Annotated in this window: 21 protein-coding genes and 1 riboswitch; of the genes, 17 read left to right on the top strand and 4 right to left on the bottom strand. The window is 38.0% G+C overall.

All coding sequences use genetic code 11. From position 1 onward, the window contains the following. Positions 1–19 precede the first annotated feature (19 nt). From C1724_RS08350 to C1724_RS08320, 7 genes are all read left to right on the top strand, one after another. Positions 20–1,546, top strand: coding sequence for a sugar ABC transporter ATP-binding protein (locus tag C1724_RS08350; protein ID WP_102346219.1), 1,527 nt, complete (start codon positions 20–22; stop codon positions 1,544–1,546). Continuing rightward, positions 1,521–2,501: an ABC transporter permease gene (locus C1724_RS08345; RefSeq protein WP_102346218.1), complete on the top strand. Its 981-nt coding sequence runs from the start codon at positions 1,521–1,523 to the stop codon at positions 2,499–2,501. Before C1724_RS08350 ends, C1724_RS08345 begins: the two co-directional genes overlap by 26 nt. A gap of 1 nt (position 2,502) precedes the next feature. Beyond that, positions 2,503–3,513, top strand: a complete 1,011-nt coding sequence (locus tag C1724_RS08340; RefSeq protein ID WP_102346217.1) for an ABC transporter permease — start codon at positions 2,503–2,505, stop codon at positions 3,511–3,513. Positions 3,514–3,804: 291 nt separating this feature from the next. After that, a complete protein-coding gene (locus C1724_RS08335; RefSeq protein ID WP_102346216.1) occupies positions 3,805–4,794 on the top strand; it encodes a 2-hydroxyacid dehydrogenase in 990 nt (329 codons plus the stop codon). Between the two features lie 17 nt (positions 4,795–4,811). After that, positions 4,812–6,284, top strand: a complete 1,473-nt coding sequence (locus C1724_RS08330; RefSeq protein ID WP_102346215.1) for an FGGY-family carbohydrate kinase — start codon at positions 4,812–4,814, stop codon at positions 6,282–6,284. Then, positions 6,274–6,903: a class II aldolase/adducin family protein gene (locus C1724_RS08325; RefSeq protein WP_102346214.1), complete on the top strand. Its 630-nt coding sequence runs from the start codon at positions 6,274–6,276 to the stop codon at positions 6,901–6,903. Before C1724_RS08330 ends, C1724_RS08325 begins: the two co-directional genes overlap by 11 nt. 201 nt (positions 6,904–7,104) lie before the next feature. After that, the gene (locus tag C1724_RS08320) at positions 7,105–9,147 is read left to right on the top strand and encodes a molybdopterin-containing oxidoreductase family protein (RefSeq protein WP_102346213.1); all 2,043 of its coding nucleotides are present in this window, start codon (positions 7,105–7,107) and stop codon (positions 9,145–9,147) included. Between the two features lie 84 nt (positions 9,148–9,231). On the opposite strand, the gene C1724_RS25545 is transcribed toward C1724_RS08320, so the two are convergent. The 4 genes from C1724_RS25545 to C1724_RS08305 form a co-directional block, all read right to left on the bottom strand. Next, positions 9,232–9,393 (bottom strand): hypothetical protein, encoded by a 162-nt coding sequence (locus tag C1724_RS25545; protein ID WP_180994184.1) that lies wholly within the window; start codon positions 9,391–9,393, stop codon positions 9,232–9,234. A gap of 670 nt (positions 9,394–10,063) precedes the next feature. After that, positions 10,064–12,247, bottom strand: a complete 2,184-nt coding sequence (gene katG / locus C1724_RS08315) for a catalase/peroxidase HPI (RefSeq protein WP_102346212.1) — start codon at positions 12,245–12,247, stop codon at positions 10,064–10,066. 1,082 nt (positions 12,248–13,329) lie between these two features. Beyond that, positions 13,330–13,854 (bottom strand): chromate transporter, encoded by a 525-nt coding sequence (locus tag C1724_RS08310; RefSeq protein WP_102346211.1) that lies wholly within the window; start codon positions 13,852–13,854, stop codon positions 13,330–13,332. Then, positions 13,855–14,448 (bottom strand): chromate transporter, encoded by a 594-nt coding sequence (locus tag C1724_RS08305; protein WP_180994183.1) that lies wholly within the window; start codon positions 14,446–14,448, stop codon positions 13,855–13,857. It abuts the gene before it with no gap. Positions 14,449–14,940: 492 nt separating this feature from the next. Between C1724_RS08305 and C1724_RS08300 the strand changes: the two genes are divergently transcribed. The 10 genes from C1724_RS08300 (at position 14,941) to C1724_RS08260 (ending at position 25,411) form a co-directional block, all read left to right on the top strand. After that, positions 14,941–15,393, top strand: coding sequence for a DUF2269 family protein (locus C1724_RS08300; RefSeq protein WP_102346209.1), 453 nt, complete (start codon positions 14,941–14,943; stop codon positions 15,391–15,393). 158 nt (positions 15,394–15,551) lie between these two features. Beyond that, entirely contained in the window at positions 15,552–15,659 is a 108-nt protein-coding gene (locus C1724_RS26370; RefSeq protein WP_374703427.1) for a hypothetical protein, read from the top strand. Positions 15,660–16,067: 408 nt separating this feature from the next. After that, a riboswitch (SAM riboswitch) is annotated at positions 16,068–16,173 on the top strand. Positions 16,174–16,303: 130 nt separating this feature from the next. Further along, on the top strand, positions 16,304–16,471 hold the full coding sequence (locus C1724_RS08295) for a YezD family protein (RefSeq protein ID WP_258000314.1): 168 nt from the start codon (positions 16,304–16,306) through the stop codon (positions 16,469–16,471). Positions 16,472–16,922: 451 nt separating this feature from the next. Further along, entirely contained in the window at positions 16,923–17,996 is a 1,074-nt protein-coding gene (locus C1724_RS08290) for a sugar ABC transporter substrate-binding protein (RefSeq protein ID WP_102346207.1), read from the top strand. Positions 17,997–18,013: 17 nt separating this feature from the next. Then, positions 18,014–19,537, top strand: a complete 1,524-nt coding sequence (locus C1724_RS08285; RefSeq protein ID WP_102346206.1) for a sugar ABC transporter ATP-binding protein — start codon at positions 18,014–18,016, stop codon at positions 19,535–19,537. Continuing rightward, positions 19,515–20,510: an ABC transporter permease gene (locus C1724_RS08280; RefSeq protein ID WP_180994182.1), complete on the top strand. Its 996-nt coding sequence runs from the start codon at positions 19,515–19,517 to the stop codon at positions 20,508–20,510. Before C1724_RS08285 ends, C1724_RS08280 begins: the two co-directional genes overlap by 23 nt. Continuing rightward, positions 20,503–21,579, top strand: coding sequence for an ABC transporter permease (locus C1724_RS08275; RefSeq protein ID WP_102346204.1), 1,077 nt, complete (start codon positions 20,503–20,505; stop codon positions 21,577–21,579). The genes C1724_RS08280 and C1724_RS08275 overlap by 8 nt, the downstream gene beginning before the upstream one ends. Before the next feature lie 3 nt (positions 21,580–21,582). Further along, positions 21,583–22,767 carry an acyl-CoA dehydrogenase family protein gene (locus C1724_RS08270; RefSeq protein WP_102346203.1) on the top strand — a complete coding sequence of 395 codons (1,185 nt, stop codon included), beginning with the start codon at positions 21,583–21,585 and terminating at the stop codon, positions 22,765–22,767. 24 nt (positions 22,768–22,791) lie between these two features. Beyond that, positions 22,792–24,177 (top strand): LLM class flavin-dependent oxidoreductase, encoded by a 1,386-nt coding sequence (locus tag C1724_RS08265; RefSeq protein WP_102346202.1) that lies wholly within the window; start codon positions 22,792–22,794, stop codon positions 24,175–24,177. A gap of 1 nt (position 24,178) precedes the next feature. Beyond that, positions 24,179–25,411, top strand: coding sequence for an acyl-CoA dehydrogenase family protein (locus tag C1724_RS08260; protein WP_102346201.1), 1,233 nt, complete (start codon positions 24,179–24,181; stop codon positions 25,409–25,411). Positions 25,412–25,601: the final 190 nt, after the last annotated feature.

The raw sequence follows: 25,601 nt of genomic DNA, 5'->3' as shown, positions 1-25,601 counted from the left end.
TAAGAAGGGAGAGGGAAGGATGGATAGGGATTATGTTTTAGAGATGTTGAATGTTGGAAAAGAGTTCCCGGGAGTTAAAGCGTTACAAGATGTTAATTTCCAACTAAGTGATGGTGAGGTTCATGGGCTTGTTGGAGAAAATGGTGCTGGAAAATCTACTTTAATGAAAGTACTCGCTGGAATATATCAGCATGATTCTGGTGAGGTTATTTTTAATGGGAAGGTGCAAAAAAGTTTAACTCCTAAATCGGTTGAGCGATTAGGAATTCATTTTATTCATCAAGAAAGGTATATTGTACCTTATCTAACAGTAGCGGAAACTTTATTTTTAGGAATTGAACCAACGCATACCCCTTTGAAATTACTCAGAAGAAAGTCACTAGAAAAGGAAGCAAATCAAATGCTTAGAGAAAAAGTAGGGGTAAATATACCAGGTAACAAATTAGTAGGGGAGTTAACTGTGGGGGAGCAGCAGTTGCTGCAGGTTTGTCGCGCGTTGCTACATGAGCCAAGAGTTATTGTATTTGATGAGCCAACTGCAGTATTAGCACAACGAGAAGCCGATCAACTATTTAAAATTATTAGAGAATTACGAAACAAAAATATCGGAATTATTTATATATCTCATTACTTTGGTGAAATTTTAGATATTTGCGATAGAATAACAGTTTTAAGAAATGGTACAAATGTAACTACAACGAAAACAAATGGGTTAACTATTGAAGATATTGTATTTATGATGTCTGGAAAACATATTGGTGAACAGTTTCCTGAAAAGAATTGGAAACGTGGAGAAAAATTATTAGAAGTAAAGGGATTAACACATAAAAAGCATTTTCAGGATGTTACCTTTAATGTCCATAAAAACGAAATTGTTGGAATAACAGGATTAATGGGGTCTGGTCATTCGGATATAGGGGTATCTATCTATGATAATGCTGACATTATAAAAGGTTCGATCACCTTTAAAGAAAAGGTCTTAGATCATATTAACCCTGAACATGCAGTAGGTATCGGAATGGGGTATGTTCCTGATGATCGTAGACATCTTGGGATTATTCAAAGTATGTCTGTTCGAGAAAACATAACATTAGCCAGTTTAAAAACTGTAAGCAAAGGTGTTGTGATAAAACGCTCGAATGAGATAGAGAAAGTAGATCGTTTAATTGAAAGCTTGAATATTAAAACTCCTGACCGTGAAACTGAATTAGGAAATTTAAGTGGTGGAAATCAGCAAAAAGTTGTAATGGCCAAATGGCTCAATAGCGAAGCGGAGCTATATATATTAAATCAGCCGACAGCTGCAGTAGATGTAAGTGCAAAAGCAGAGATTTATAAATTAATAGGTCAACTAGCTGAACAAGGTGCAGGAATTTTAATCATATCTCAAGATATACAAGAGTTAGTTGGCTTATGCGATCGGATTCTAGTGATGTATCGTGGGAAAGTAATTGAAGAGATTGATGGGAAGAATACAACAACAGATGAAGTAATGGTAAGTATAATGGGGGGGAATATTAATGACGCAGTTAGCGAGTACGCTTAAGTCCTTTAATTATAATACGTTACTTAAATATATAGGGATAATATTATTCATATTTGTCATTTTAGTCTTTAGCATTAGTTCCCCCGTTTTTTTAACAGGTCAAAATATAGTTAATATTCTAGTTCAATCAAGTGTTTTAGGAATTGTCGCTTTAGGTATAACGGTTGTGTTAATAGGTGGTGGAACGCATGTTATTCGCGGGGGAATGGATCTGTCACTTGCTAACAACTTAGCGATTAACGTAGCCATTATATCTGTATTACTTACAAAAGGACATTCATTTCTAATAGCTTTTGGTATCGCATTTCTATGTAGCATTATTATTGGAGTCATTAATGCCTTTACAATAGTAAATCTAAAGGTTATTCCATTATTAGGTACTTTAGCTATTATGTATTTATTAAAAGGAATTGAGTTGTTAATCACTGACAATAAGGTTGTAGGTGTTTCACATCCTGTACTAGATTTTATAAAAAGTAGTTTTTTAGGTTTACCTATTCAAGTTTGGTTTTTTGCGGTTGTAAGTATTATATTTTATGTCCTTTTTAATAAATCCGTATTTGGTAATTGGGTGTATGCTGTTGGAGGTAATCCGCAAGCAGCACAAAATGCCGGTATTAATGTACGTTTTGTACTTTCATCCACTTATATTATTGCTGCCTTTACAGCTGCAATAGCAAGTTTACTTGTTATTGCGCGAATAAATGGGAGTGTACCAGGGCTTGGAGATATTATGTTGTTAGATATATTGTTAGTCGGATTTATGAGTGCAATCTTTAGCCGACTTGCAGTTCCCAACATACCTGGAGCTATTTTGAGTGCAATCTTCGTTGGCATGTTATCAAATGGATTTACATTAATCAACGTTCCGACTTATTGGGTATATGCGATTAAAGGAAGTTTAATACTCGTTGCAGTGGCAATTACAACGACACAGCAAAGGAGAGTGAGTTAATATGGCCAAGTTAGCAGTAAGAAAGGTTTCATTGAATAATAGTTCGATAAATTATGCAAGCGTTTTAACTAGATACAGCACACTGATTGCGTTGATACTAGTCATTTGTATATTTACAGCGATATCTCCTGCCTTTTTAACAGCAAGTAACTGGGCTAATATTTTAAGTCAATCCTCAATATTAGCGATTGTAGCGATAGGCTTATGTTTTGTGGTTGCCAGCGGTGGCATGGATTTATCTATTGCAGTTTCATTTGGGATTGGTTCAATGGTAGCAGTTATTCTTTTGAAGGCGGGTGTGGGATGGTTTTTAGCAATACCTATTGCACTTATTGCTGGGGCCATTATTGGATTAATTAATGCATTTCTGGTTGTAAAGGTGAAAATCACACCATTCTTGGCTACACTTGGTACTCTTTTTATTGGGGAAAGTGTTGAAAAGATTGTGACTAGAGGTGGGGAAGCGATCTATTTTCCGGGAATGGATGAAGTCTTTAAATATTTAGGTCGTGGCAGTGCATTGTTAATTCTTACTGATGCTGGCAGAATTGACTTTAAATTTTCTATTGTTTTAGCACTTATCTTGGCTGTAATCGCCCACTTCCTATTAAATCGTACAATATTTGGAAGACATTTATATGCACTCGGTGCACAAAAGGAAGCATCTTTATTATCCGGTGTCCCCGTCCATCGTTATACCGTTTATGCTTTTGTCTTATGCGGTGTGATTTGTGCCCTTGCAGGCATGGTAGGATCTTCGGTATTGACTTCTTATGTTCCGTTAAGCGGTCGCTATTATTTATTAGATGCAATTGGTGCAGTATTCATAGGGAGTACGTTACATCGGCAGGGGTTTGCCAATATTCCAGGTACTTTAATAGGTGTTTTGTTTTTTGGGGTTGTATCGAACGGATTAAATATGGCAGGCATTGATTTCTATTGGCAAAGTGTTGCAAGAGGTGCATTAATCTTTATAATATTAGCTTTTGCTGCTAATCGAAAAAAAGATTAAGTAATAGAACTCTCTTTATTTTGAACATATGTTTATATCTTGGTCTTTTGCTCTATGTTAGGGTGTTTTTCGAAGTTTAAAAATATGAATATTGTTGCTATAAAGATAGTTTCAAAACCATTAATACTATAATGGTTGGAATTTTCAGAAAAAAGTAGATAATTTATTGCATTAAATACCAATAAATGTATAATTATAGATACATGAACAATTTATTATAATTTGGACATATGTCCAAAGTGAAGTTGTGGATTAAATAATAAACCAACTAAATATTTTAAGGAGGAAACTATGAAAATATTAGTTACTGCACCTTTTGACTCTAAGTGTTTAAGTCAACTTAAATCTGAGTTTGGGGATATTCAATACTGCTCTTGGAAAGAACATGGTAGTGCATTTAACGAAGATGAGTTAATTTCATTAATTAAAGAACATATTGCAGACGGACTAATAACTGAGGTTGATGAGGTTAGCCAAAAAGTAATAAATGAGTGTCCGCAGTTAAAGTTTATTGGTGTTTGTAGGGCAAATCCAGTAAACGTAGATGTAAAGGCAGCAACTTCTAAAGGAATTCCAGTATTAACTACTCCAGCACGAAATGCGCAAGCTGTTGCTGAGTTATTTATAGGAAATGTTATTTCTTTTATGAGAAATATCGTACCAAGTGTTGAATGGTTAGAAGGTGAAAAATGGTCGGGAGAAACATTAGGAGCTTACATTAAATTTAAAGGGAATGAACTAGCAGGAAAAAAAGTTGGATTTGTAGGTTTTGGGGCAGTAGGTCAAAGAATTGCAAATATGATTAAGCATTTTCCTTGTGAAATCCAATTCTATGATCCTTTTGTAACTTGTAATGAATATAGCAGCGTTTCATTGGAAGAGTTGTTTAAAACGAGTGATATAGTTTCTATCCACCTTCCCGTAAATGAAAAAACGAAGGGATTAATTTCAGGTGATTTACTTAATAGTATGAAACAGGATGCTATATTTGTAAACACTGCACGCTCAGCTGTAGTTGACACAAATGAGTTACTGAATGTTTTAAAGACGAATAAGATAAGAGGTGCAATTATTGATGTATTTGATCATGAACCTCCTACAGAAGTAGACTATCAAATCATTCATTTATCGAATGTTTTAGCAACACCACACATTGCTGGTGCAACGGAAGAAGTGGAAAGTCATCATTCGACTATTATGCTTGATAACCTTGAGAAATGGTTTAAGTATAAAGAGCCTAAAAATCTTTTTAACAGAGAGTTATATGTTTCTAGTAACTAAAGGTGGTGTGTGTCGATATGGTAGAAGGTTATCTCATAATTGATGTAGGAACTGGAAACACTCGTGTCGGAATTGCTTCTACTACAGGTACGGTCCTAGCTGTAGAAAGTATTGAAACAAAATATTATAGGGAATCGGCCTACCCGGATAGTCAATCCTTTAAACCTGAAGAGATGTTTGATAAAATAAAAAATTTAATCAAACATGTATTAGCAAAAACGCCTGATGTAAGGATCATGTCCATACTATCAACCAGTCAGAGAGAAGGAATCGTTTTAATAGATGAAGAGGGACAATCCATTTTGGGGCTACCAAACATAGATAACCGCGGACTTGAATGGGAAAGTGAAATCAAGGACTTTAAGAAGGTTTACGGGTTAACAGGGCGTTGGCCGACTACGGTGTTTTCAGCCTTAAAGTTAAGAGGGGTAAAAGAAAGATTGCCGCAAATATGGAAAAGGATTCATGCATTTACTAGTGTAAGTGATTGGATTGGTTATGAATTTACCGGAGAACTAGTATATGAACCTTCACAAGCGTCAGAAACTTTATTATTTGATGTCAAAGAAGGATGTTGGTCTCAAGAGCTCTGTGACATCTTTAGTATCAACTATTCCTGGTTACCAAGAATTCAAAAATGCGGATCCGTTCTCGGAAAAATAAATCCCGAACTAGCGAGCGAATTAAACTTATCTCCTGAAACTATATTTATAGTTGGCGGAGCGGATACTCAGTTAGCGGTTAAAGGTGGATCACCACAGCTCGATGATATTGTTATTGTTTCAGGAACTACTACACCAATTGCAAAAAAAGTGGATAGTTATAGTGTCGACCACTTGGCACGATGTTGGGTAAACCGGCATGTAAATGAGGGTGAGTTTATTATTGAAACAAACGCAGGCGTGACGGGTTTAAATTATCAAAGGCTTAAAAAAGTGTTTTTTCCAGATAAGGATTACGCTGAGATCGAAAAAGAAGTCCTTAAATTAGAAAAACCTACTAGTATAGCATCGTTTGGAACTTTAGTGTTTGATAAAAATTTACCCCTAGCATCAGGAGGTTTTTTATTAGATGCCCCTTTTAATCAAGATTTAACAGCAGCTGATTTTGTGTTTGGAATTCTATTTGATATCGCAAGTTCAATTAAATATAACTTTGATGTCATGTTAGCCATTTCAAATAGTAATAAAGATTATGTGTTGGGGTGCGGTGGTGGATTTCAAGGCAGTGTTTTACCACAGCTATTAGCAGACCTATTGCAGAGGAAAATTATTATAAAAGAAGGATATAGCCAAGCATCCATTCAAGGCGGAGTCATTATTTGTAACGATGCATTAGGAATTAGAAATGTAGAAAAAGAAACCTTAAAAGTATTCCAACCATCGTCCAATGACCATCTCCAAAGTTTATATCAAAAATGGTGTGAATATAGAAATAAGATAAATAATATAAATGATAATCTGAGGAGTGAAAAGGTATATGCAAATTAAAAAAGATATCGTACATTATGCAAAATTGATGGATAAGAGCGGTTTAGTTGTAGGGACTGCAGGGAATATTAGTGCTAGAATCGGTGATAGAATGTATATTACTCCATCTGCACTACCATATGATGAAATGACAGAAGAAGATGTTTTAGAAGTGGATCTTAATACAGGGAATGTCATTTCAGGACATCGAAAGCCTTCATCTGAAACACCGATGCATAGTTTTATTTATAAGAATAATATTTCAATAGAAGCAATCGTTCATACTCATTCAACATATGCTACAATGTTTGCTTGTGCCAATATTGCTATTCCGCCAGTACACTATACAATCGCTGATATTGGTAGAGAGGTGTCTGTAGCTCCGTATGCAACATATGGATCTGAACAATTAGCAATTAACGCTGTAAATACGCTAGGGGATAGCAATGGTGTTTTATTAGCTAATCATGGAGTAGTAGCTGTTGGATCTACTTTAAAGGATGCTTATCGAAGAGCAGAAGTAATTGAGGAAGTTGCAATACTAGCTTACGGGAGTTTCACACTAAAAAGTGTAAAACCATTGACTACTGAGAATCTAGATGATGCATTAGAAGGATTTAAAACTTACGTGAGTGGATGATTTAGGAATTCAGAACATTCTGGAAGTAACAAGACGAAATATATAGGAATATGAAAAAATTTTATAAAGAGAGCTGGTTATATTTTACTGCCAGCTTTTTTCATTTTATCTAATAGATTTTGATGAGGTTTTATAGGCTAGGTGATCATTTGTTTAGTAGGATAGCATTTTGATGAATCATTTTAATAAAGGAGTAGGTTTATGTCTTTGTCCATAGATCAGAAAAATGGTGTTTTTCCTTCTGTTTGCTCGCTTGATTGTCCAGATCAATGTGGATTACTTTTGCATAAAAAAGACGGGGTTATTGTCAAAGTGGAAGGTGATCCAGACCACCCCATAACAAAAGGGAAGATTTGTAATAAAGTAAGACATATTACAGAACGACTTTATGATGAAAAACGGTTAAAATACCCAATGAAACGTATAGGCCGGAAAGGTGAGGGTTTGTTTGAGCAGATTAGCTGGAAGGAAGCCGTTGATTCAATAATTTCTAGATTCAAGGAGCTTGTGCAAACTAATGGACCAGAGAGTATTTTACCCTATAGCTTTTATGGAAATATGGGAAAATTGAGTGCAGAAGGAATGGATCGTCGTTTCTTTAACCGACTAGGTGCTTCACAACTCGATCGTACCATTTGCCAGTCAGCTGGTACAACAGGTTATAAATATACAATGGGTGGAAAATTAGGTACGGATCCAGAGGATACGATTGATTCTAAATTAATCATTTTTTGGGGAGTAAATGCAGCCAGCACAAATATGCATCAATTAGTACTTGCCCAAAAAGCACGAAAAAAGGGAGCGAAACTTGTTGTTATCGATGTCCATAAAAATCAAACTGCTAAAATGGCAGATTGGTTTATTCCTATTTTACCAGGAACAGATACAGCACTTGCTCTAGGTATCATGCATATCTTATATGCCGAAGGGCTAGTTGATAAATTGTTTTTACAACAATATACCGTTGGTTACGAAGAACTGCGTGATCATGTTGTTCAGTACGATCCTACTACTGTTTCTCAAATAACCGGGGTTTCGGTGAATGATATTATTAAGCTTGCCCATTTGTATGGAGGTACAACACCATCTTTTATAAGAATAGGTAACGGTATTCAGCATCATGATAATGGGGGAATGTGCAGTCGAACTATTACTTGTCTTCCAGCTTTAACAGGGCAGTGGCTCCATAAAGGAGGAGGCGCTAACAAATCTAATTCTGATTTTTTAGCTTTTAATAAGAGTAAATTACAGCGACCTGATTTATTACAAAACAAGAATACTCGCGTAATCAATATGAATGCAATTGGTGAAACATTGCTTTCTTTAGATCCGCCAATTAAGGCTATGTATGTATATAACAGTAACCCAGCTGTTGTTGCTCCGGATGGAAATAAGGTAAATGCGGGACTTGAAAGAGAGGATTTATTTCTTGTTGTCCATGACATGTTTATGACTGAAACAGCAAAATTTGCTGATATAGTGTTGCCGGCAACCTCTTCTTATGAAAATAATGACTTTTATACATCTTACTGGCACCATTACATTCAAATTCAACAACCGATCATAGAGCCTTTCGGTGAATCTGTCTCCAACACAGATGTGTTTCGACTATTAGCTGAAGGTATGGGCTTTCATGAAACTGAATTCAAAGTAACAGATAAAGAATTAATTGCCGAAGCTTTAGAGCAAACGGATAATCCTTATTTAGAAGGCATTACAGTTAAAGACTTAGTAGAACAGCAGTATATTAAGGCAAAAGTAAAACCACTATTGCCAGGAAAATTAGAAACTCCTAGTGGAAAAATAGAGTTATATTCGGAGCAGATGAAAGCAGATGGATATCCACCATTGCCTACCTATATACCTATTGTAAATGATGGCGATTTTCCATTTCTATTTGTGCCAACGGCCAATCATAATTTCTTGAATTCTACTTTTTCAAATATACAAAAGCATATTACCCTAGAAAAGCAACCTCGCTTATTTATCAATGTTGAAGATGCCAATTCTCTAGGTATTGAAGAGGGACAAAAAGTCCGTGTATGGAATCAGCGTGGGGAGTGCGAGTTGACTGCTGCAGTTGGGGAAAATGTTTTACGTGGTGTAGTTGTAACTCAAGGGCTATGGTCTAATTCTGCGGATTATAAGGACCGAGTTAACGTTCTAACCCCTGATCGAATTGCGGATATGGGGGGCGGCGCAACGTTTTTCTCTGGTCGTGTTGCGGTTGAAAAAATACAGTAATACATCGTTTTCATTATTCATGGTGACGGTTCTCTAGCTCCTAAAATCGGTGCACCAGAATCGTCACCATAATTTTATCATTCACTATAAATATCCCCATTTCTGCAAGAGCTCACTTACTTCATTTTTCATCTTTTCTACTAGCTCAGGTCTTCCGTGAACATAGTTCATTTGACGTAAACTGCGAGTATTCCATGTATCTAAAAGCTTTTGACAAAAGTCGTGGTCTTCAGATCTATTCTTCAAGAGAATCACACTCCTTAAACCTCTAATAGTATTACATCCAATTTTAGGTTAATTATAGTCCATATTCAAGGCAGAGGATGATTCAGAAGGGGAAGTGAAATTGCAAGAGAGGGGACAGTATTTAAATAGGATATCAATTATGGTAATTAGACCTGCCTTTAGAGCAATTTATTTGCACTTAGTTATCAAAGCGAAATAAAAGAATGGAGCAGAAAGCTTTTTAGTGAGTTGGTTGTACGAGCAATGAAAATGACAATTGAGCGGGATATACGAAACTGGAATTATACAAGGCCATTCTTACTAACTGGTATTCTAGTGACATTGAAACAAAGAATGATTTAGTGGAGTTGGAGAAAAACAGACAACTATATTCAACGTAAAGTTTATCTAAATATATATACAGATCCATTCAAAGAGTATTTAGAGATATGTAAACGTAAAGTTAGGTTTGAAAGCGGAGAATTAACATGAGCAATACCATGACCTTGAAACTTGTTTCTATGTATACGAAAAAAGCACCTTACAAGTGCTCCTGTATCAAAACTCACTTTCCACCTCATAAGGCTGAGTTGAGATTAGGCATCCTCGAAGGTGCTATGGAATTTCATGTATCCTGCATCGCCATTGCGAAATGCGCAGGTTTTTTTACTGGTAATTACCGTAATTGCCGTTATTTAAGGTCATAACGATCCGCATTCATTACCTTGACCCAAGCAGCAATAAAGTCATATACAAACTTTTCTTTATTATCGTCTTGTGCATATACTTCTGAAAGGGCGCGTAGAACTGAGTTTGAACCGAACACTAGGTCAACTCTAGTTGCTGTTCTCACCACTTCACCTGTCTTGCGATCACGTCCTGCATAGACATTTTCTTCTACAGGCTTCCACTCTACTCCCATGTCAAGCAAGTTAACAAAGAAGTCATTGGTGAGTTGGCCTATTCGATCAGTGAATACACCGTGCCCAGTGCCACCATAGTTTGTACCTAGAACACGCAAGCCACCAATAAGGACTGTCATTTCTGGTGCAGTAAGGTTTAAGAGCTGAGCCTTATCTACTAGGAGCTCTTCGGGACTTACACTATACTGTTTCTTTTGGTAATTGCGGAAACCATCTGCGATAGGTTCTAGTACTTCAAAGTTTTCTACATCTGTTTGCTCTTGTGTTGCATCACCACGTCCAGGAGTAAAAGGAACCGTTACATCAAAGCCTGCATCTCTTGCAGCTTTTTCTACTGCAGCACTTCCACCTAGGACAATTAAATCGGCCATGCTGACTTTCTTATCAAGTTCCTTTTGAATACCTTCGAGTACCTGAAGCACTTGTGCAAGTTGTTCCGGCTGATTCACTTCCCAATCCTTTTGTGGAGCAAGACGGATGCGGGCACCATTTGCGCCACCACGATGATCCGATCCACGGTAGGTACTAGCTGATGCCCATGCTGTTGTTACTAGCTCGCTGATTGTAAGTCCTGAGTTTAGGATTTTAGTTTTCAACGCTACTATTTCTGCATCAGTTAATTCATAATCAACAGCTGGCACAGGATCTTGCCAAGTAAAATCTTCTTCAGGCACTTCAGGACCTAGATATCTGGTTTTAGGACCCATATCTCGGTGTAACAGTTTGAACCATGCGCGTGCAAATGTATCTGCAAACTCGTCTGGATTCTCATGGAAACGACGACCAATCTTTTCATACTCTGGATCATGGCGCAATGCCATATCCGCGGTTGTCATCATTGTCGGAACTTTAATGGATGGGTCTTCTGCATCTGGTGCAAGGTCCTTTTCATCGGGATCTACAATAAGCCATTGCCATGCACCTGCAGGACTCTTTGTAAGCCACCATTCATATCCAAATAATAAATCAAAGTAACCATTATCCCACTGTGTCGGGTTAGCAGTCCAAGCACCTTCAATACCGCTCGTAATGGTATCACGACCAAAACCCTTGCCGTATGAGTTTTGCCAACCTAAGCCTTGTGCTTCAATAGGAGCAGCTTCTGGTTCTGGACCAACATGGGCAGCATCTCCTGCACCATGTGCCTTACCGAAAGTATGGCCACCGGCTATTAATGCAACTGTTTCTTCATCGTTCATTCCCATACGTGCAAAGGTTTCGCGGATGTCCCGAGCACTTGCAAGTGGATCCGGTTTACCATTTGGCCCTTCAGGATTCACATAGATTAGCCCCATTTGAACAGCAGCAAGTGGATTCTCAAGGTCACGATCGCCTGTATAACGATTATCACCTAACCATTCCGTTTCAGTACCCCAGTAGATGTCCTCTTCTGGATGCCAAATGTCTGGGCGTCCTGCTCCAAAACCTGCTGTCTTGCCGCCCATGGACTCAATAGCAACGTTACCAGCTAGGAGAAGCAAGTCGGCCCAAGAAATCTTATTACCATACTTTTGTTTAATCGGCCATAGAAGTCGTCGTGCTTTGTCAAGGCTAGTGTTGTCAGGCCAGCTGTTAAGTGGGGCAAAACGTTGGTTGCCAGTTCCACCACCACCTCGGCCATCACCCGTACGATAAGTACCTGCGGCATGCCAAGACATACGGATAAATAATGGACCATAATGTCCGTAGTCAGCAGGCCACCATTCTTGACTAATTGTCATTAGCTCCTGAAGATCTTTCTTAAGAGCATAATAGTCTAATTTCTTAAATTCATCTGCATAATCAAAGTCTTCACCCATAGGGTTAGATTTTCTGTCATGCTGGCGGAGAATATTTAAGTTCAGCTGGTTTGGCCACCAGTCTCTGTTTGTTGTACCACCAGATTTGTTGCTAGTTGCGCCTCCGTGATGAAACGGGCATCCACCAATGTTTGCATTGTCTTTCGCGTCCATATAGTTCTTACCTCTCCTTCCGTAAAATTGAGCAGAAATTTGGAAACTTACAAACTGGATGACAATAAATAATTGTTATCACTATATTAAACTATTACGTAAATTGGCAGATTAGAATAATGTTATAAAATATCTACCTTTAGAAGACTTCTGTTAATTCTTCATCGTACACATCTTTGGATGGAGGGGGCCCAGGTTTTTCAGGGAAGTAAGATATTAACAGGTTGCCACACTGCAATCAATGAATCATAGGCATGCTTTCCTCTGGGGAGGGAGCTAGGTATTTAGTCCGTTGTGGCACTCACTTGTCCTTTTTATAATTTTCCAGAGGGAAGCCATTACTTTTGCGGATACATTATTAAACCCGATGTCACTGCTTTGATTGTGGAGAATATTGAGCACCCAAAAATAAATAATAAAGGACTCAAAGCTGTTGCCGACCAGTTAAATAGTTAGAGAATCTTAACCGGGGTACATTTTGTAAAGGCTCTTGATAGAGAGGACTATTAAATGTAAGTGTCATACTACATGCTTTAGAAAAAAGTCTATTTTTTCCGGACATTTAAGCCCTTAATCTCATAAAAAAGCTGCATTTGAAGATCTTACCGGACATTGAGTGCCTTATTTGATTAAAATCACTCCAAAATATGCTCATTTGCATTTAATAGAGGAACATATGTCCTCCAAATTCATAAAACGGCTTTTTTGAACGGAATAACGTACCTTATGTCCGGATAGATCTTCTATTAGAGCAATGACATACTCACAAACAACTAAAATGGTAAATTGCTTGTTTTTTAAATAGAAAAATATAAATGCTTGTATTTCTTTTTTATAACGTATACAGAAGAAATGATTTAATGGCGGTTACTTCGTAAGGCAACAAAACTCCAAAGCGGTTAGGCATTGAATGTATTGACAGACGGCGGCCCGTTTGAATATATCGTTCCAAATGAAACGCATTCATAGGGACGGTTCTACTGTTTGTTTTGTGCAAGCAGTAAACCGTCTCTTTGTCCTCAAGCGCATATTTCTCAAACGCAGAGCCCTAACAGAGGGCAGGATGGTTAGTGATACATTAATTACAGTAAATAAGTTATCAACCCTAAAAACGCGGCTCCAAGAATAATCCATATAGGTTCAATTTTCCATTTGGAGATTACAAATGATATGACTATAACGGCAAAGATTTCCATTCCTACTAATTCCATTGGTACTGCTGTTTCCCATGCCGCAACAGTGATTAAGCCAGATATAACAAAACCGGCTGAAAGAGTAACTTTTTTTATGATTGGTTCGATTTTCTTTAAACCGAATGAAATTAAAGAAGAGCCTATACATGTGGGAATAACGATCCCAATAACTGCCGCAATCGCTCCAGGAAAGCCGTACATATAATAGCCTATACCAGACAAAAAGCCTGCTCTAGGTCCTGGTGCCAGATAGCTTAATGCAATCGCCCATGTAAATAATCCAGCGTCTAATACTCCTGTTTTCACCCATTGGTTTTGTATCACTGCTAGTGGACCGTTCCCGCCTCCAATTGAAAATAATGTACTAAACATAATGACCATCATTATTTCTATCACGCCTACCGATGTACTCATTTAACTGTCACTTTCCGACGCTTTATTACGAATGAAGAACGCACCTAGTATAAAGCCACAAATTGATGAGATAAGTATAGGGACTCCAATAATGGAGGAGATCGCAACTAATAAGGTAAGACTTATGCCAATTATTCGTTCTATGCCAGTAATATTCGGACTATTTAATTGCAGATAAGCATTACCAAGCAATAATCCAATGACTGCGATTCCAACAAATCGGCGCACTGGCTCTAATGGCCCTGAAAGTAAAGAGGGACTTATGATGAGAACACCGATTAAAACAACTAATGCGCCTGGTAAAATTAACGAGAAGACCGCGATAAAGCTTCCTATCCATCCTTTCAGTTTAAATCCAATTAAAGCGCCAAATGACATGAATTGAGGTGCGGGAATTAGTGCGGCTGCAACCATCATGGATTGTAATTCTTGTAAGGAAATCCAACGGTTCTGATGGACAAGAATACCCTCAATTTTGTGAGCATTTGCCCACATTCCTCCGAAAGTTGTCACTCCTATCCTAAAGAAACTTAAGGAAAGAGATAATAGACTGATTTGTGCTATTTTTATGGAATCGATGTTCTGTTCTTTCAAGGAAAACCCTCCTTTTTGGTAAATAAGAAGTGTACTAGTTTTATTATCTTCTTGCTTGTATGTTGCAATGAAAAAGTGTGCAGATATAAGAGTGCTTTAATAATATTTTTATTAGTAATATTTATTGTGATCTTTAGGAAATTAGGATTGTCGTGAAACAGAAATTCATGCTCTTATATAAATTGAATTTTTCAAAGAGTAATCGTCCAATGAGCCTGTATGTGAATTTTGAAAATGATGGAGAAATGTTATTCTCTTGATCCAGACTTTTCTATAAAAGTAGTGCCCTCCTTCAGTTTGACGTGTAGAGCTTTAGTAATATTAAATTGGACACAAACTGTTCCTGCATCCTAAGGATTTATAGAACTTTATGTCTACTTTTTTATTCAAATACTCAGGAATTTTGTAACAAAAAAAGTAAAAACTCATGGCTAAGCTACATATATATAATGGGTAACATCACATTGGTAATAAGAAAGTGAGGTTTTAGACATGAGTTTGTATGGCATAATCTTAGTAATTCATATCCTTGCAGCGGTTTGTGGTTTAGGTGCTGTGTTTGCCAACCCTTCAATCATGAAGAGAGGTACGAACGTGGAGAAGGCAAAACAAGCATTAGAAACAGCTAAAGACGTAGAAAAGTATGCGAAAATAGGAAGTATTACACTCCTCGTAACGGGATTAATATTGGGTGCAATTAATCCGTCTTTATTTACTCAAGCCTGGTACATTACTGCTTTAGTTATATATCTAGCTGTACAGCCAATCGTTGCTTATATGATCCCGAAAAGAGCAGAAAAGTTATATTTGATGTTACAAAACCAAGATAGCAACGAATTACCAAGTGATTTTATGCCAATTGCGATGCAAATCGGAAAGCTGGATAATATTGCTCGAGTTTCAGTTCTTATCCTAATTATCTTAATGTCACTTAAGCCATTCTAGGCCTCCGTCATGGGGGCTTATTTTATTTATTAATAGGTAATTATATACGGGGAGACAGGACTCTTTGGATCAATAAAAGATTTGATACTTGAAAGTGGGAAAGTTGCCAAAACTGAATATGAACATGTCACATCGGACGTTCCAAAGATCCAAGGGGTTTGAAAGGAACGGATATCCCTTTATTCGGAAGGATCACTGCGATTGCAGATGTTTTTGATGCGTTAAGTACCGTTCAGGTTTATAAAAAAGCTTGGAAATTGGTGTAGATCCTTAATTATTATCATGATGAAAAAGGAAAACACTTTGATTCAATTTTAGTGGATATTTTTCTTAAGAATGTAAATGGATTTTTAGCAATTAAAGAAACATATAGAGATTAAAAATCAAATTAAGGAAAAATAGATATTCTGAGTAACATCAGGGGTGTCTCACCTTCTTATTTGAAAAATAGCTCTAATTACTATCCGTTCATTAATAATTGTTTAAAATTAATTTGTAGAAAGTAAAAGCAAAAAAAAGATGGTTGACTTTTGCAAATTTTACATTTATTATTGTTTCTAAGTTGGAAATGTGAGTAACACACAAACTGCAATTCAATAATAAATTCTGTTGACACTTCCAATTTTTGGTTATAAACTAGATTTATATTTTTTGAAAAATTAAATACAAATAATTTCTTATCCAGAGAGGTGGAGGGACTGGCCCTATGATACCTCGGCAACAGACTTTAAATAAGTACTGTGCCAATTCCAGCAGGCTTACATGCTTGAAAGATAAGAAGAGCGCACTGTTTATATATGTCGTAAACAACCCTCTTCTTATGGAAGAGGGTTTTATTGTTGTTGAACTCATTTTGCTACTAGTCAACTAAGAGCAAAAAAAGTAAATGGTCATAAAGGGGGAATTAAAAGTGAATAGCTTAGATGAGACAAAAGTAAATCATATACTATCAACCCTAAAGGGAATCGAATACGGTTCTTTAGTTATTACGGTCCATAATGGAGAAATTACACAAATTGATGTAACTGAAAAAAAACGATTTACGCTAAAAAAAACCGAGAATAAAAATAATGGATAGAAGATATCTGCCGATTAGACCACTAAAGGCATCTTTATCCAATTCGTCTTATGTATTAGACGAATTGGTAAAGATGCTTTTTTTGTCCGAAAATTTGAAAAATATTAAATTTTAAGCGTACTTTTCCAGCTTCAGTGTCTAGCCCTCGGAGTCAAAGACGCATGGATGTGCATATCACGCTGTTGCCAAAGAAAGTGAGGTTTTAGCCGGGGGCTTGCCTGACATAGCTGATCAAGGCGTTGCGCTTTTCTAATTAATGTCCATCATAGACCAGTTAGTATATTTCCAAAGGATTCTCACTTTTTATAGTTATTTTTGATAGATATGAAATGCAAAAAAATTTGAAGGGGGTGGCCGGAATGAGGAAACTATAAAACTGATTTTGAAACACATACATTTCTTATTCACTCAGTGGTTCAGCAAATAACATACTAAATTTGGAGGGTTTTTTATGAGAATAAACAATTGGCTTAAGGGTATTATTTTTACTTTACTTTTACTACTAGTTTCAGCATGTAATGTCCAACTTGGTGGTGGTGATGGTACAGCAGACACAGATGCACCACCAAAAACAAATGATGAACACATAGATGTGGAAACTATTTCAACCGAGTTTACAGGTGTGGCAGATGGGCAGCCAGTACCGTCATTAGAAGGAAAGAATATCGGAGTGGCTGTCATTGGAACAACACATAACTTTGATCGTCAAGCATATCAAGGGCAAATTGACCGCATTAAAGAATTGGGTGGAAATCCAATCCCAGTTGATGGAGAGAGAAATGACCAAAAACATATAGCTGACATTGAAAACTTACTCACTCAAAAACCGGATGCGATTATTAAGGAGCTGGGTGATACCGCAGTGTATGAGCCAGTGATGAAAAAAGTACATGATGCCGGGATCCCAATTTTTACGATTGATCATCCTAGTCCATACAGTATTACGAACCACTTATCTGACAACTATTACATTGGAGAGTCACTAGCTAGAAAAATGTTTGAAGATATTGGTGGGGAAGGAACCATTGTTGTCTTTAATGGTTTTAGTGGGGTGCGTGTATGTGAAATTCGCTATGACATGATGAAGTACGTTGCCCAAGATTATCCAGGCATTAAATTTATTGAACCTGAGTTACAGGATATCATACCAGGAACAGTCGAGGATGCAAGAAAGAAAATTCAAGACTTATTAGTAAAATATCCAAACAAAGGCGATATTGACGCTGTTTGGGCTGCATGGGATTTACCAAGTATTGGTGCTGCACAAGCGATTGATGCAGCTGGTCGATCTGAAATTAATGTATATGGTGTCGATGCTGAACCTGCAGCAATAGAGCTTGTTGCCGATCCAAATAGCTCACTGACAGCTGATGTGGCACAAAAGCCATACAAAATAGGGCAAGCGGCAGTTGATACTGTAGCACGCTATTTAGCAGGTTTGGATGTACCAAAGTCCGTTTATATCGAAACCGAATTAATTACAAAAGACAATGCTGAAGAATACTTAGCTGAGATTAAGGAATAGAAGAGGCGGTGAGAGGAATGTCGGATTCAATTGTTCTAGAAATGGTCGGAATTGATAAAGTTTTTCCGGGGGTTAAGGCATTGGAACAAGTGAGTTTTCAATTAATAGAAGGAGAAATTCATGGTTTGTTAGGTGAAAACGGTGCCGGGAAATCGACGTTAATGAAGGTGCTTGCAGGGATTTATAGCCATGATGCTGGAGATATTCTCGTTCATGGGCAGAAACAAAAGAAACTTAATCCCAAGCAGGTGGAGAAACTAGGTATCTATTTTATCCATCAGGAAAGGTATGTTGTTCCAACATTAACTGTAGCGGAAACATTATTCCTAGGAAAGGAAAAGTTGTATACTTCCTTTGGCATAATGAAACGTAAAATAATGGAAAAACAAGCAGAAAAGTTTATTAAAGAAACAGTGGATGTCTCGATTGCGTGTAATCGTCTCATCTCCGAATTAACTGTGGGTGAACAACAATTGATTCAGATATGTAGAGCAATCATTCAGCAACCAAAGGTGTTAGTTTTTGATGAACCGACAGCAGTACTAGCAAAACAAGAAAAAGAAAAACTATTTGAGATTATACGTCAGCTACAAAAACGTTCCATTTCAATTGTATATATTTCACATTACTTTGGAGAGATTCTAGAGATATGCGATCGGATCACTGTACTTAGAGATGGAAAAAAAGTTAAAACCGCCTCAACTACGAATATGACGATTGAAGATATGGTGTACACCATTACTGGGAAACAACTTGAGGAGAAGAAGTTTGAAAAGGATTGGCAAGCAGGTGCAACCCTACTAGAGGTAAAGAATCTAACAAAAAAACATAGTTTTCAAGACGTAAGTTTCAAATTGAAAAAAGGTGAAATTGTTGGGATTACAGGGTTAATGGGCTCTGGTTACGCTGAGGTAGGAACTGCCATATTTGATAGTAAAGATGTAATTGGAGGAACGATAACGTTTGAGGGGAATGAGCTAAGTCGTCTAAGTCCAGAACGTTCTGTAGCATTAGGCATTGGCTATGTCCCAGAAGATAGAAGAAATCACGGGATTATAAAGAAAATGACTGTCAAACAAAATACTACACTAGCAAGCTTGAAGAGTGTTAGTAAAAGTGGTCTCATCCAATCCAAAAAAGAAAGCACAAAAGTACAGGAGTTAATTGAGAAATTAGATGTCCGTACACCAAACCTGGAGGAAGAAATAGAGTTTTTAAGTGGTGGAAACCAACAAAAAGTAGTGTTAGCCAAATGGCTACATAGTGGCTCTAAACTTTTTATCCTTAATCAACCAACGGCGGCCGTTGATGTGGGAGCAAAAGCTGAGATTTACCAGTTAATTATCGAACTTGCAAAGCAAGGGGCTGGTATTCTTCTAATCTCTCAAGATCTTAAAGAGCTCGAACGATTAAGTGACACCGTATACGTCATGTACCGCGGTAAAATTATCGACGAAATCCCGGGAGAGAAATTAACGTCAGATCAGCTCATGTTATCGATGATGGGAGGGAATACAGTTGGCACAGTCAACCACGGTTAAACAGTCCACGCTGTCACTTCCAAATCTATGGAAATATAGTGGGTATATTGTTTTTATACTGGTAGCATTATTCTTTTCCTTGAGTACAAGTACGTTTTTAACCTATGGAAATATTATCAATATTCTTGTACAGTCTAGTGCTCTAGGTGTTGCAGCATGTGGAATTACTGCCATTCTTATTGGAGGTGGCAACCATGTTATTCGAGGTGGAATGGATTTATCCATTGCCAACAATTTAGCATTAAACACGGCTGTCATTGCTGTTCTCCTTCAATCAGGTTTTAGTTTTTGGACAGCAGTTGGATTAAGTCTCTTATGTAGTGTGGCTGTTGGAATCGTCAATGCAATTGTTGTCGTCCATTTTAAAGTAATCCCATTATTAGCTACATTAGCCATGATGTATTTATTACAAGGGGTTGAGTTATTACTCACAAAAAACACGGTGGTAAGTATTGATAATCCAACGTTAAAGTTTATTGCAAATGAAACGCTTTTGAATATTCCGATTCCGATTATTGTTTTCGGCGTTATCGCAATCAGTATGTATATTGTTTTCAATAAAACTGTCCTCGGTCAGTGGGTTTATGCATCAGGTGGAAATTCAGGTGCTGCAACCAATGCAGGAATTAATGTAAATGCCGTTGTTGCGTTTACGTATATACTTGCTGCTGTACTAGCAAGTATTGCCAGTCTGCTAGTTTCATCGCGGTTAGCTGGTAGTGTACCAGGTATTGGGAATTTAATGCTACTAGACGTTTTATTGGCTGGTTTAATGAGTGCTATTTTTTCAAGGTTATCTATGCCGAATATTCACGGTGCAATCTTAAGTGCAATATTTGTTGGGATGTTAACGAACGGTTTTACATTAATCCAGGTTCCAACCTATTGGATCTATGCTATTAAAGGTGCACTTATTCTGTTTGCCGTTACGATTACGACTAAGCAACAAAGGAGGTTAACGTCCAATGGCTAAATCAGTAGTTTACAAACGTCTAGCGATTACTCGGTCACAAAAAGATTTCTCACTTACTAGATATGCAACCTTACTCGCTTTTGTCGGGGTGGTCGTCTTATTTTCAATTATTACCCCCACATTTTTTACGGCCCCAAACATTGCTAATATTTTGAGTCAATCAGCTATTTTAGCATTAGTAGCAATTGGCTTATCGTTTGTCATAGCAATCGGGGGAATGGATTTATCGATTGCAGTATCCTATGATGCTGGTGCCCTTATGACCATTTTGGCACTGCAATCTGGTTTCAGTCTAGTTCCGGCTATTTTATTAGGCCTGAGCGCAGGTGTCTTAATTGGTCTTTTTAACGGATTATTTGTTGTAAAAACAAAGGTAACCCCCTTCTTAGTTACGCTTGGAACACTCTTTATTATCGAAAGTGTAGAAAAAATAGTAACCAGAGGCGGTGAGTCCATCTACCTGTCAGGAGTAAGTGAAACCTTTCGTTATTTAGGCCAAGGCAGTTTTTTAGTTATAACAACTGCAGATGGCAGCCGAATTGATTTTAAATTTTCACTTATTCTAGTGATCATTGTTGCGATTGTTACCCATTTTTTATTAAAAAAATCGGTATTTGGACGTAGGCTTTATTCGATTGGGGCGCAGAAGGAAGCGGCCTTGTTATCTGGTGTGCCTGTTAATCGCTATATTATTTATGCATTCGTGATAAGTGCTGTAATATGCGCCTTTGCTGGGATTATTGGGTCTTCTGTTTTAAATTCTTTCACACCAGTGAGCGGTCGCTATTATTTACTTGATGCAATCGGGGCTGTTTTTATTGGTAGTACCCTTCAAAAACAAGGGTTTGCCAATATTCCAGGGACATTAATTGGCGTGCTTTTGTTCGGGGTATTAGCGAATGGACTGAATTTAGCGGGGCTTAATTTTTATTGGCAAAGTGTAGCAAGAGGAATCGCCATTTTATCTATTTTAATACTTGATTCATCATTGCAGAAACAAAAAACAACTAAAGTCGAGAAACAACCTATGTTTTTTAAAAAGGGACAAAGTATGACAAAGGAGGAATAAACGATGACCATGTCAACGCTAACGAGTACAGATTTTTTAAAAAAGGCAGTGGCCTTGGCGAAACAGTTTTCTGTTGATGCAGCAGAGCGCGACAAGGCTGGTGGCACGGCTAAAATACAAAAGGATGCCATAAGGGAAAGTGGCCTACTGAACATTTTGATTCCAAAAAAATATGGAGGAGAGGGGCAAACCTGGTCCACGGTCCTGCAAGTTGTTCGTGAAATTGCTAAAACGGACGCCTCTGTCGCGCATTTATATGGCTATCATTTCCTACAGCTGGTGACGCCACACTTATGCTGCTCATTAGAACAAAAAGAATTTTTTTATCGTGAATCCGCACGTGGAAATTGGTTTTGGGGAAATTGTTTTAATCCACTGGATAAGCGTTTAATCGGAAAAAAGGATGGAGACAGCATAATTTTAAACGGAACGAAGACGTTTAGTACAGGTTCACAGGACGCGGATCGACTCTTACTATCCTGGGTTTGGGAGGCTGACGGTCAAGAAATAGGAGCGGCAGCGATTCCAATCACCCGAGCAGGCGTCAATGTTCATGATGACTGGGATGGAATCGGTCAAAGACAAACAGATAGCGGAACAGTTACATTCGAAAATGCTATTGTTTATCCAGACGAAATCCTAGATCGAACATATTCTGATTCCTCAGTCTTTGCAACGTTGGATGCGGTGCTATCGCAAATTATTTTAGCTAATGTATTTGTTGGAATTGCCGAAGGAGCTCTTGCGGATGCAAAATCCTACACAAAAGAGAAGACTAGAGCTTGGAAAGCGTCTGGAGTTTCTAAAGCAACAGCAGACCCTTATATATTAAGAAGATATGGCGATTTTTGGATTCAACTACAAGCTGCGATTAGTTTAGTAGATAAGGCGGGGAATAAAGTCGATGGCGCTTGGGAAAGAGGGCACGATTTAACTAAGGAAGAGCGTGGAGAGGTTGTACTCCATACTGGTTCTGCCAATGCGTTTGCAAGCACGGTAGGTTTAGAGATTACAAGTGGAATCTTTGAGGTGATGGGCGCAAGGTCCGCAGCGGGTGAGTATGGGTTTGATCGTTATTGGAGGAATATCCGCACACACACCTTACACAACCCATTAGAATACAAGCGAAAAAATATCGGGAATTGGTACTTAAATGATGAATATCCAGCACCTGGTGCTTATTCATAAGAAAAAATTTAGGAGGTCATTAACATGACGAAAAAACGTATTTATTTAAATGCTTTTGATATGAATTGTGCAGGACACCAATCGCCTGGATTATGGAAACATCCTGAGGATCAATCCCATCGATATAAAGATAGTGAGTACTGGGTTGAGCTTGCGAAAATTTTAGAAAAGGGACGCTTTGATGCGGTTTTTATTGCAGACGTATTGGGCACGTACGATGTTTATCAAGGCTCTAGGGATGCTGCAGTAAGACAGGCAGCACAAGTTCCGCTTAACGATCCGATGTTTGTTGTCCCATTAATGGCACAGGTTACGAAACATTTAGGCTTTGGGGTAACGGCCTCAACGAGCTATGAACATCCGTATATTTTCGCACGACGCATGTCAACATTAGATCATTTAACAAAGGGCCGGATCGGGTGGAATATAGTAACTTCATATTTAAATAGTGCCGCAGTCAATCTTGGATTAGATCGTCAAACTAGCCATAATGAGCGATATGAAATCGCAGAAGAATATCTTGAGGTGTGCTATAAGCTTTGGGAAGGCAGTTGGGAAGATGATGCGGTTGTGAGAGATGTAGAGAGTAAGGTATTCGCAGACCCGGGCAAGGTGCATGATATTAATCACGAAGGGAAATATTTCAAAGTTCCGGGGGCGCATTTGTGTGAACCATCACCTCAACGGACACCTGTCATTTTCCAAGCAGGCTCTTCCTCACGCGGTCAGGAATATGCGGCAAAGAATGCAGAATGTGTCTTTATTAGTACACCAACTAAATTCATAGCGAAAAACTATGTAGATAAGCTTCGAGCTAAAGTCATTGAAGTTGGAAGAAATCCAGAGGAAATTAAAGTGTTTAGCTTATTTACACCTATTGTTGGGAAAACGCAGGAGGAAGCAGAGCAAAAATATGCGGAATACAAACAGTTATCTAGTTATGAAGGTGCATTAGCTTTATTTGGTGGCTGGACTGGAATTGATCTTTCTGGATATGATCCAGACCACGAACTTCAATATGTGGAAAATGACGCGGTCAAATCAGCGATTGAAACATTTACGAAGATCGACCCGAATAAAAAATGGACGGTGAAGGAAGTTGCTGAATTTGTAGGTATTGGCGGGATTGGGCCAGTTGCAGTTGGTACGCCTGACCGTATCGCTGACATCATGGAAGAATGGGTCTCGGAGGCAGGCGTTGATGGCTTTAACATTGCTTATGCGATAACACCTGGTACATTCAAGGAATTTGTTGAATATGTCATTCCGGTTTTACAAGATAGAGGGGTAGTCCAAAGAGAGTATACAAGCACTACTTTGCGTGGGAATTTGACAGGTTGTAATCAGTTACCAGAAACCCATCCAGCTAAATCCTATTCAAAAGGACTATCTATAGTGGGAGGGGAGTAATATGTCGAAGTTATATGTAAGTAATGAAATCAATCATTCTACTTCAATTGAAATAATCCAGGAACAAATTCAGCAACTCGTAGATCAAATCATTCGTCCTAATGCAGACAAATTGGACCGTCATCATGAATTTCCGAAAGAAAATTTAGCAGCTTTAGCTGCTGCAGGTTTTAATAATATTCTTTTACCTAAAAGCTTAGGCGGACCCGGAGTAAGAGATGTGTATACGGCTTTTTCAACGATTGTTGAAGAAATAGGGCGTGGTTGTCCATCTACTGCACTTGTTTATACGATGCATGTAGAAGCTACACGAATTATCTTCAACCACGGAAATGAGGACCAATGGAATAGATGGCTAAAGCCAGGAAGGACAGGAAGGATTGGCACAACGTCTACAAGTGAAAGTGCAACAGGTGGTCATTATTGGTATAATTTTAGCGAAGCAGAGCGTAGTGGTGACGGTTATCTACTCAATGCCGAGAAGTCTTTTACGACGAGTAGTGGGCACGCTGATTTCTACGTTGTACAGACAAAATCACCTAATGCTCAAAAACCGGAAGACTTAAGTTATTTTATTATTAATGGTCATCAGGAAGGAATAGAGCCAGGGGAATGGGATGCACTTGGTGTAAAGGGAAATCATAGTTCGCCTCTAAAATTCAACAATGTGTTTGTTCATGAGAAAGACCGGATAGGAGAGGAGGGGGAAGGTAAATATATCGTTCAAAATGGCACCGGCTACCTTATTGGCTTAGGGTCAGCTTGGGCCGGTACAGCAAAAGGAATTCTAGATGAAGTGGTTGCATATGCAACAAGGAAATTTCACCAAGACGTCAATAAGAGCCTAACTGATTATCAAGTGATTCGAGCCCAGCTTGCTCAAGCAAAAATTGCAGTAGATAGCTTGCAGGCTTGGCGAAGGGAGCTTGCAAGTCAACTGGATCAAAAACAGTTTGAAAATCATCAAATAGTATCTGAGGAATTATCCAATCAGTTATTGGAGTTTAAGGTACATGCCTCAGAGGTTGCTAACCTAGTAGCACAAATTGCAATGGATGTCGCCGGTGGTTATGCATATAAAAAAGGTACACTTGAAAGATTATATCGTGATGCACGAGCTGGTATAGTTATGGGACCTTCAAATAATTTGGCGAGAGAAATAATTGGGAAAAGGCTTGTTGGTATTCCCTTAAATCAATGGTCCAAGGGGACAGGTACATCGACCACGTTATAGTGGCATGGTTAATTGAACTTTTGTTAGATATATCAGATTACTATAGAATTATTATGCAAACTAAACCACAGGGCCAGTAAGCCTGTCCTTGTGGTTCCCACTTTTAAGCGCGAACCATCTTAACATGTCCCCATGTTTACCCCAAAAGTTTTTTAGTAAAATATTGACAACGTAAAATAGTTCGACTATT

The sequence above is a fragment of the Bacillus sp. Marseille-P3661 genome (assembly GCF_900240995.1).
Lineage (GTDB): Bacteria > Bacillota > Bacilli > Bacillales > Bacillaceae_J > OESV01.
The sequence above is the reverse complement of the archived record's forward strand: the minus strand, read 5'-3'. Positions and strand labels throughout refer to the sequence as shown.

Bases quoted from the DNA above. Each gene is read 5' to 3' on its own strand.
- C1724_RS08350 (WP_102346219.1), top strand. From the start codon at position 20: ATGGATAGGGATTATGTTTTAGAGATGTTGAATGTTGGAAAAGAGTTC.
- C1724_RS08345 (WP_102346218.1), top strand. From the start codon at position 1,521: ATGACGCAGTTAGCGAGTACGCTTAAGTCCTTTAATTATAATACGTTA.
- C1724_RS08340 (WP_102346217.1), top strand. From the start codon at position 2,503: ATGGCCAAGTTAGCAGTAAGAAAGGTTTCATTGAATAATAGTTCGATA.
- C1724_RS08335 (WP_102346216.1), top strand. From the start codon at position 3,805: ATGAAAATATTAGTTACTGCACCTTTTGACTCTAAGTGTTTAAGTCAA.
- C1724_RS08330 (WP_102346215.1), top strand. From the start codon at position 4,812: ATGGTAGAAGGTTATCTCATAATTGATGTAGGAACTGGAAACACTCGT.
- C1724_RS08325 (WP_102346214.1), top strand. From the start codon at position 6,274: ATGCAAATTAAAAAAGATATCGTACATTATGCAAAATTGATGGATAAG.
- C1724_RS08320 (WP_102346213.1), top strand. From the start codon at position 7,105: ATGTCTTTGTCCATAGATCAGAAAAATGGTGTTTTTCCTTCTGTTTGC.
- katG (WP_102346212.1), bottom strand. From the start codon at position 12,247: ATGGACGCGAAAGACAATGCAAACATTGGTGGATGCCCGTTTCATCAC.
- C1724_RS08310 (WP_102346211.1), bottom strand. From the start codon at position 13,854: ATGAGTACATCGGTAGGCGTGATAGAAATAATGATGGTCATTATGTTT.
- C1724_RS08300 (WP_102346209.1), top strand. From the start codon at position 14,941: ATGAGTTTGTATGGCATAATCTTAGTAATTCATATCCTTGCAGCGGTT.
- C1724_RS08290 (WP_102346207.1), top strand. From the start codon at position 16,923: ATGAGAATAAACAATTGGCTTAAGGGTATTATTTTTACTTTACTTTTA.
- C1724_RS08285 (WP_102346206.1), top strand. From the start codon at position 18,014: ATGTCGGATTCAATTGTTCTAGAAATGGTCGGAATTGATAAAGTTTTT.
- C1724_RS08275 (WP_102346204.1), top strand. From the start codon at position 20,503: ATGGCTAAATCAGTAGTTTACAAACGTCTAGCGATTACTCGGTCACAA.
- C1724_RS08270 (WP_102346203.1), top strand. From the start codon at position 21,583: ATGACCATGTCAACGCTAACGAGTACAGATTTTTTAAAAAAGGCAGTG.
- C1724_RS08265 (WP_102346202.1), top strand. From the start codon at position 22,792: ATGACGAAAAAACGTATTTATTTAAATGCTTTTGATATGAATTGTGCA.
- C1724_RS08260 (WP_102346201.1), top strand. From the start codon at position 24,179: ATGTCGAAGTTATATGTAAGTAATGAAATCAATCATTCTACTTCAATT.